This is a genomic window from Methylobacter sp. (genome assembly GCF_004322395.1).
In the GTDB taxonomy this organism is placed as follows: Bacteria; Pseudomonadota; Gammaproteobacteria; order Methylococcales; family Methylomonadaceae; genus Methylobacter_A.
Genome location: NZ_SCTW01000092.1, coordinates 21,758 through 28,190, shown reverse-complemented (window position 1 = coordinate 28,190; position 6,433 = coordinate 21,758). Strand labels below are relative to the sequence as shown.

General features: G+C 47.9%; 4 protein-coding genes. 3 read left to right on the top strand and 1 reads right to left on the bottom strand.

What is annotated here, in order from left to right; genetic code table 11:
• Positions 1–238 (bottom strand): undecaprenyl-diphosphate phosphatase (locus tag EPO18_RS12570; protein ID WP_292433718.1); only part of this gene is annotated, 238 nt, incomplete at its 3' end.
• A 329-nt stretch (positions 239–567) separates the two neighbouring features.
• Here EPO18_RS12570 and aceE point away from each other — a divergent pair.
• From aceE to lpdA, 3 genes are all read left to right on the top strand, one after another.
• On the top strand, positions 568–3,249 hold the full coding sequence (gene aceE / locus EPO18_RS12565; RefSeq protein ID WP_292433717.1) for a pyruvate dehydrogenase (acetyl-transferring), homodimeric type: 2,682 nt from the start codon (positions 568–570) through the stop codon (positions 3,247–3,249).
• A 13-nt stretch (positions 3,250–3,262) separates the two neighbouring features.
• Positions 3,263–4,576: a dihydrolipoyllysine-residue acetyltransferase gene (gene aceF / locus EPO18_RS12560; RefSeq protein ID WP_292433716.1), complete on the top strand. Its 1,314-nt coding sequence runs from the start codon at positions 3,263–3,265 to the stop codon at positions 4,574–4,576.
• A 146-nt stretch (positions 4,577–4,722) separates the two neighbouring features.
• Entirely contained in the window at positions 4,723–6,156 is a 1,434-nt protein-coding gene (lpdA, locus tag EPO18_RS12555) for a dihydrolipoyl dehydrogenase (protein WP_292433715.1), read from the top strand.
• Positions 6,157–6,433: the final 277 nt, after the last annotated feature.

Genomic DNA, 6,433 nt, shown 5'->3' with positions numbered 1-6,433 from the left:
CCTGTTTTTGACTAGGTAAGCCGATAATAACGGCAGCGATTTTTGCGCGATATTCCCAGCATACCGCGAGGATGGCGCCCACCTGAATAACGATTTCAAATAGCTTGCCCTTGTCATCATTAAAGTTTAGTAAGTCGCCAACTAGTATTAAGTGCCCGGTACTGGAGACCGGCAAGAACTCGGTTAAGCCCTCAACGATACCCAGAATGATAGTTTTAAGCGTTAATATAAGATCCATGTTTCACCAGTGAGGTTAATGTCGATGGGGTAAAAAACCGTTTGCTACGTTTTCGAACAGCCTTATCTATAATAAACCGCCATGTCGCAAAAAACCAAACATCCCTCCAGAGAAATCCCGGATTGGTCATTGCGCTTTCGGCATCAATAATGACTAAAACGGGTGCATTGCCCCCTCTGCATTGTTTATACTATGGTTAATAACAGAGCATTTCTGGCCTTATTTGCACTATTTTAGTAAAATGCTGGGTTACGCTACGTTTGTGCTCTCTTGGTAAAGCTAACCTATAATTTTTATTCCATGCATACCCGCCGTAACAGGATCAATCAATGACCAACAGTTTAACCTCAAAAATCACCGGACAGAATGACGTCGATCCAGCAGAAACCCGAGAGTGGATTGAAGCGTTGCAAGCCGTACTGGAACACGATGGCAGCGAACGCGCGCACTTTTTGATTGAGCAGTTAGTTGCGGTAACCCGGCATGCCGGATACGACATGCCTTTCAGCGCCAATACCGCTTATATCAATACCATTCCCGTTGAGCAACAGGCGCAGTTTCCGGGTGATGTTACCATTGAGCACAAAATTCGTGCTTATGTACGTTGGAATGCGATGATGATGGTATTGAGAGCGAACAAACATACCAATGTCGGTGGGCATATTGCGAGTTTTGCTTCGGCGGCCACTCTGTATGATATTGGTTATAACCATTTTTGGCGTGCGCCTTCAGATCAAAATGACGGCGATCTGATTTTTACCCAAGGCCACTTAACGCCAGGCGATTATGCCCGTGCATTCTTGCTCGGACGATTCACACTGGAACAGATGGATAATTTTCGCCAGGAAGTGAACGGCAACGGCTTATCGTCTTATCCTCATCCTTGGTTAATGTCTGATTTCTGGCAATTCCCGACAGTTTCAATGGGTCTTGGGCCGATTATGGCTATTTATCAGGCGCGTTTTATGCGCTATTTACAGGACCGCGGTTTCGCCGATACATCGAATCGTAAGGTCTGGAGTTTCCTTGGCGATGGCGAAACCGATGAGCCCGAGTCTTTGGGCGCTATCGGCATGGCCGGACGGGAAAAGCTGGACAATCTTATTTTTGTTATCAACTGCAATTTGCAACGCCTGGATGGGCCGGTGCGCGGCAATGGCAAGATTATCCAGGAGTTGGAAAGCGAGTTCCGCGGCGCCGGCTGGAATGTGATCAAGTTAGTTTGGGGACAACGTTGGGATTCGTTGCTTGCTCGCGATAAAGATGGGCTGTTGGCAGCCCGTATGATGTCGTGTGTCGATGGCGATTACCAAACTTTTAAAGCGAAAGATGGCGCTTATGTGCGCGAGCATTTCTTCAATACCCCCGAATTAAAAGCCATGGTCTCCGACTGGTCCGATCGCGATATATGGGAACTTAATCGTGGCGGACATGATCCAGTTAAGGTTTTTGCCGCTTTCCATGCAGCAGTGAATCATAAAGGCCAACCTACGGTCATCCTGGCTAAAACTATTAAAGGTTACGGCATGGGGGCATCGGGAGAAGCACAGAATATTTCTCATCAACAGAAAAAAATGAGCGATATTTCGCTGACTAATTTCCGCGACCGTTATTCATTGCCGGTAACCGATGAAGAGCTGCCTAACTTGCCTTATCTCAGTTTTCCGGAAGGATCTAAAGAACTGGCTTACATGCAGCAACGCCGCGAAGAACTGGGAGGCCATTTGCCTTCCAGAAGAGCCAAGTCTTATGCGTTGGATGTGCCGGTATTAAGCGATTTCAAAGTCTTGCTGGAAGCCAGCGGCGAAGGTCGTGAAATCTCGACTACAATGGCTTTTGTGCGGTTGCTTAATATTTTGGTTAAAGATCAGAATATCGGCCGACGCATCGTCCCGATTGTTCCCGACGAATCGAGAACTTTCGGCATGGAAGGCATGTTCCGGCAACTGGGCATCTGGTCGCAAGTTGGGCAGTTGTATACTCCGCAAGATGCAGATCAATTAATGTTCTACAAGGAAGACAAGCACGGGCAGGTAATGCAGGAAGGCATTAATGAAGCGGGCGGTTTATGCGACTGGATCGCGGCGGGTACCTCGTATTCAACCCATAACGTGCCGATGATTCCGTTTTTTATTTACTATTCGATGTTCGGCTTCCAGCGGGTCGGCGACTTGATCTGGGCGGCTGCCGATCAACGTACCCGGGGCTTCCTAATGGGTGGCACCGCAGGAAGAACCACGCTGAACGGAGAAGGTCTGCAACACGAAGACGGGCACAGTCACTTGATGTCGGCAACCGTACCTAACTGCGTATCCTATGATCCGACTTATGCCTACGAATTGGCGGTGATTATTCAAGACGGTTTGCGTCGCATGTATGTCGAACAGGAAGATATTTTCTATTACATTACGGTAATGAACGAAAATTATGCCCATCCTGCGATGCCTAAAGGCGTGGAGCAAGACATACTCAAAGGCATGTACAGCTTCAAGAAGGGCGCTAATAAAAAGAAAGGGCCGCGCGTGCAATTGTTGGGATCAGGAACGATCTTCCGTGAAGTTGAAGCCGCTGCTGAATTATTAAGTAACGACTGGGGTGTCGAAGCCGATTTATGGAGTTGCACCAGCTTTACCGAACTGGCCAGAAACGGCCAATCGTGTGAGCGCTGGAATCGTCTCCACCCGACCGAAACTCCCAAACAATCGCATGTTGCGCATTGTCTTGCCAATGCACAAGGCCCGGTGATAGCCGCCAGCGATTATACCCGCGCTTTTGCCGAACAGATTCGCAGTTTAATTTCCGCTCCTTATATTGTGTTGGGCGCCGATGGTTTCGGCCGTTCCGATACCCGCGAAAATCTGCGCCGGTTTTTTGAGGTGGATCGCTATCATGTAACGATTGCGGCGCTAAAAAGCTTGGCGGATATGGGTCAGTTCGATGCCGCCAAAGTGGATGTGGCTATTGCCAAATACGGCATAAACCCTGAAGCAGCAGCTCCCTGGCTAATTTAAGAAAGGATACAAAATGGCTTTTTTAATTGAAATTAAGGTCCCTGATGTTGGCAATGTCGCGGAAATCGACGTAGTAGATGTATTGGTTAAGCCGGGCGATGAGGTAAAACTGGAACAAACCTTGGCTGTGCTTGAGACCGACAAAGCCAGCATGGATTTACCTTCCAGTGCGGCGGGTAAAGTGCAGGAAGTGTTTATCAAACCCGGTGATAAAGTCTCTGAAGGAACATTAATTGCGACGGTATCGGCGAGTACTGAAGAGGTGAATGTTGCGCAACCCCAAGAACCGGCACAACAAGCAGCTGAGCCTGCTCCAGTAGAAAAAGCGATAGAAAAAGTACCGGAACCGGTCGCCGCCGTTACACCTGAACCGGCTGCTGTCAAACCGGAGCCAGTACCGGAAACTCCGGCTAGCAACGTCCCCGTTCATGCTCCTCACGCCACACCGGCTGTTCGGCTTTTTGCACGCGAACTGGGCGTTGATATACAAAAGATAACCACCGGCACCGGCCGTAAAGGGCGCATCTTAAAAGACGATGTGAAAAATTTCGTCAAGAAAGTTATGACGGAAGGCGTGGCACAAAGCGGTAGCGGAATCCCGGCAATGCCTGCAATAGACTTTTCGCAATTCGGAGAAATAGAAGAGCAGAAACTTAATAAAATCAAACGGCTGACCGGGCAAAACCTGAGTCGCGTCTGGCTGAATCTGCCCATGGTTACGTACCATGAGGAAGCGGATATCACTGAAATGGAAGCGTTCCGCAATACGTTGAATGCGGAAAAATCCAAGGACGATATAAAAATTACCGGCCTGATATTTATTATCAAGGCGCTGGTTGCCGCTTTGGAACAGTTTCCGCAGTTTAATGCCTCGCTGTCCGCCGACGGTGAAAAGCTGATACTCAAGAAATATCTCAATATCGGTATCGCGGTCGATACGCCTAATGGTTTGGTAGTGCCGGTGTTACGAGATGTCAACCGCAAAGGCATCAATGAATTATCTGCCGAACTGTCTGAAACAAGCAACAAAGCCCGTCTAGGTAAGTTAATGCCTGCTGAAATGCAGGGCGGTTGCATCACTATTTCCAGTCTAGGCGGTATCGGCGGTACGGCTTTTACGCCTATCGTCAATGCCCCGGAAGTCGCGATACTCGGCGTTACCCGCGCCAAAATGCAACCGGTTTGGGATGGCAAGGAGTTTGTGCCTCGCCTGATGCTGCCGCTCGATTTGACATACGATCATCGAGTGATTGATGGTGTGGAAGGCGCGCGTTTCATGGCTGCAATCAAACAGTATTTGGGCGATATTCGCAGGTTATTACTTTAAAAAATAGAACGCAGATGACGCTAATAATTATGATCTTATAAGATTTTTTTCAATTATCCGCGATTATCATAATCATCAGCGTCATCCGCGTTCCATTGTAATTGGTCACACTGAGTAGTTACTTAACTTTAAGCAGGAAGAATAATATGGATGCTAATCCAGCGGTTAACGAGTCTGTGCTACATACGGAAGTACTGGTGCTGGGCGGCGGCCCCGGCGGTTATACGGCAGCATTCCGTGCCGCCGATTTAGGCAAGCAAGTAGTATTAGTCGAGCGCTATCCGGCTCTTGGCGGTGTGTGTCTCAACGTCGGTTGTATTCCGTCTAAGGCTCTGCTGCATGTCGCGCAGATTGTTCACGAAGTTGACGAATTTGAGGAACACGGCCTCAGTTACGGCAAACCGACTTTTGATATAGACAAAATTCGGGGCTGGAAAGAAAGCGTTACCAAGACGCTGGTCGATGGCTTGGCTCGTCTGGTAAAACAGCGCAAGATAACCTTGATTCAGGGTACGGGGCGCTTTGTCTCGGATCACATGGTCGAGGTGAAAACCGAAACAGGCATACAAAACATCAGCTTCGATCAGGCGATTATTGCAGCCGGATCGCATCCCACTAAAATCCCGGTTTTTCCGAATGACGATCCGCGCTTATGGGATTCGACCGATGCGCTGGAATTAAAAGAAATTCCTAAAAAACTGTTAATTGTCGGCGGCGGCATCATCGGTCTTGAAATGGCCACGGTTTATCATGCGTTAGGATCGGAAATCAGCGTAGTTGAGCTGATGGATCAGATTATTCCCGGCTGCGACAACGATTTGGTTACCCCGTTATACCGGCGCATTAAAAAGCAATATCAAAATATCTGGCTGGAGACGCGGGTTGCTTCAATTGAAAAGCACAGAGACGGCCTGAAAGTTTCCTTTGAAGGTAAAGGTGCGCCGGATTCGGCTGTATTCGACGCGGTTCTGGTAGCAGTAGGTCGCAGGCCTAACGGCAAGCAGATCGGTGCCGAGTTGGCAGGAGTTAATGTCGATGATCTTGGTTTTATTGCTGTCGATAAGCAGCAGAGGACTAATGTTTCGCATATCTTTGCAATCGGCGATATAGCCGGCAATCCGATGCTGGCGCACAAGGCTTCTCATGAAGGCAAAGTTGCGGCCGAAGTTGCAGCTGGTTTAAAAGCCGGGTTCGATGCCTTAACCATTCCTTCGGTTGCCTATACCGATCCAGAAGTTACCTGGATGGGATTGACTGAAAATCAGGCTAAACAACAAGGCAAAGAATACGATAGAGCTGTTTTCCCTTGGGCGGCCAGCGGACGCTCGTTAAGCCTTGGACGCAAGGAAGGCTTGACCAAAATACTATGTGAAAAAGAAACCGGCAGGATACTCGGCGCAGGTATGGTCGGCCCCAATGCCGGCGAATTGATTGCCGAAGCGGTACTGGCTCTGGAAATGGGCGCCGATGCCGAAGATATCGGTTTGTCTATCCACCCACATCCAATGTTATCCGAAACTTTCGCGTTTGCTGCTGAAATGATAACAGGCTCTATTACTGATCTTTATATAAAAAAATAAAGGTTAAATTCCCGTTATTGCTTACATGGATGTAAGTTTTTATATTGGATTTTCTTTTATAAATAGCGTCATTTATAGGTCGATATAAGTATTAACCATGGCTGTAAATAAATTCTTGGAAGCTTGGAACCTGTGTAAAATGGCCATTTTATCGGTAATTTATCGGTTTCCTTTTTAAATAATGCGACTTAAGTTTAAGAGTTCGGTATTTTGATCTAAAATTTATAAAGTTCCTTACATGGATATAGGTTAGGGGAACTTACAGTGCGAGCCGTAC

What these genes read in the sequence shown, in the direction of transcription:
- lpdA (WP_292433715.1), top strand. Translation starts at nt 4,723, where the DNA reads ATGGATGCTAATCCAGCGGTTAACGAGTCTGTGCTACATACGGAAGTA.
- aceE (WP_292433717.1), top strand. Translation starts at nt 568, where the DNA reads ATGACCAACAGTTTAACCTCAAAAATCACCGGACAGAATGACGTCGAT.
- aceF (WP_292433716.1), top strand. Translation starts at nt 3,263, where the DNA reads ATGGCTTTTTTAATTGAAATTAAGGTCCCTGATGTTGGCAATGTCGCG.